Below are 1,923 nucleotides of genomic sequence, written 5' to 3'. Positions count from 1 at the left end.
ATTTTCAAGTACGGGGGGCCACTATGGCCAATTATTATATTTAAGTCTGTGATTAGAATGCTTTTCCCATCATTCTGGTTAAAATGTTTTGGATAGTTTGTGATTAAGAAAAGAACAAAGCTCATTTCAGTGTTACCTGACTATTTGTCTTATAGGTTAAATGAGTATATCGAATTAAGCAACGAAATGGATGTTAATCTAATTATCGGAGACTCGGGTGTTGGATTTAAAGAGTATAAAGAAAAATATCATGCAGCTTTTCGATGTAAAGTTTCCAAGGTGACGAAAATTTGGAAGTTTTTTTATCAGTCTAAAACTGTTAAATCTTACCTATTTGACAACTATGATGTGTTCTTTATTCAAGCAAACTTTAGGTTTTTAGACTTTTGGCTTATCATACTTCTTAATGTTTTATTAAATCGAAACTTATTATGTCATGGACAAGGACTATATAGGTATGATAAGCCTAGTTTAATTAGGCGACTTGTATATAAGTATGTGGTTAGTTCAAGTAAAAAGTACATTTGCTATAATAGCTTTTCAAGCAATGATCTAAAGTCTAAGATAGGAATGTCTGAAAGAATTGACTTTGTTAATAATACTATTCGATTCTCTTCAACTACATCTTTACCGCGCTCTAAAAGATATGATGGCGACCTTATCTTTATTGGTAGGTTAAGGAAACGATCAAATGTGTTGGAGCTTATATCCGCATTTGAATCATCTCATATTAGTTTGTCTCGGAAGCTCCACATTATAGGGGACGGTGAACTTTTAGAGCTATGCAGAGACAGTAGTAAAAGTGCTAACGTAATATTTCATGGTCATATATCTGATGAATGTGAAATAAGTAGGATTTCAGAACCTTGCTCATTTGGTGTTTATCCAGGAGACGCTGGGTTATCTCTTGTTCATTATGCGCACTTAAATTTAATTCCGATATTTCACTCAGAATATTCTTCTCATATGGGCCCAGAATTTGCCTACTTTTTAGATATTGAAGAACATGTTTCTTTTATCCGAGGGAATATGGATGACGCTATTTTACGAATAGAAAATATTACGGAAATAAACTTTGAGTATGTGTCTAAATCTATGAGTAGGTGTTATCAATCTATAGATGAAAAATCCTTTGGTAAGGCATTTAAAGATGTTATTTAATGAGGGTAAATCTAATTGGTTACATATGGCTTGGTTTGTACTATTGGCTCTTAGTCTTACAACTAACCACAGTGTATTTCTACATTTTCGTTTCGCAGATTTTGCACTGATATTCTTCATAATGTATGTGGCGAATGACTCAAGATTTAGTAAGAACGAGATAATACAAGTTGGCTTTATCTTAGCTTTTTTCTGTATAGCTGTATTTAGTAGTTTGACTAATTACTCTGGATTCCCATATGCTACGCACTTAGTTTTCTATTATAAGTACTTTGTTTTTTTATGTGTTCTTTTCTTCTACTCATTTTATGAATATAGGATTAAAAAAGAGAAGTTAGTCTATTATGTCATTATTTTTTTGGTAATTTATCACCTTCTTTATATTCTGTATTTCTTAGTCTCTATCCCATCTGACGTTTTACACTGGCAAACACGTGTTTCTATTCCTTTTTCCTTATTGGATCATAGAACATCTAACTCTCCATCTTATAGTTTGATATTTGCTCTTTTAGCTGTTTTTATAGACAGGAATAGCGCGGGAAGATTCAAGCTACTTCTTATCTTCGCGTTAGTCCTAGCGGTACTTATGTGTGGCTCTAGAACAGGAGTTGTTGTACTTGCCATATACGTTTTTCTCTATAAGGTTAAATTTGAAATTTTCAGTATTATTAAATGGACGGCGTTTTTATTTATTGCTCTCGCCTTATTAAGTATTATAAGTCTAATTACCGATAGTTCTCTAATTGAACGTTCTCTTAACTT

The 1,923-nt window shown here is 32.4% G+C and carries 1 protein-coding gene; it reads left to right on the top strand.

Annotated features, from left to right (window positions below; translation table 11 throughout):
* Window positions 1-99 precede the first annotated feature (99 nt).
* Entirely contained in the window at window positions 100-1,161 is a 1,062-nt protein-coding gene (locus QTO00_RS19020; RefSeq protein ID WP_331426151.1) for a hypothetical protein, read from the top strand.
* The last annotated feature ends 762 nt before the right edge of the window (window positions 1,162-1,923 follow it).

It is taken from the genome of Vibrio sp. M260118 (genome assembly GCF_036533755.1).
Lineage (GTDB): Bacteria > Pseudomonadota > Gammaproteobacteria > Enterobacterales > Vibrionaceae > Vibrio.
The sequence above is the reverse complement of the archived record's forward strand: the minus strand, read 5'-3'. Positions and strand labels throughout refer to the sequence as shown.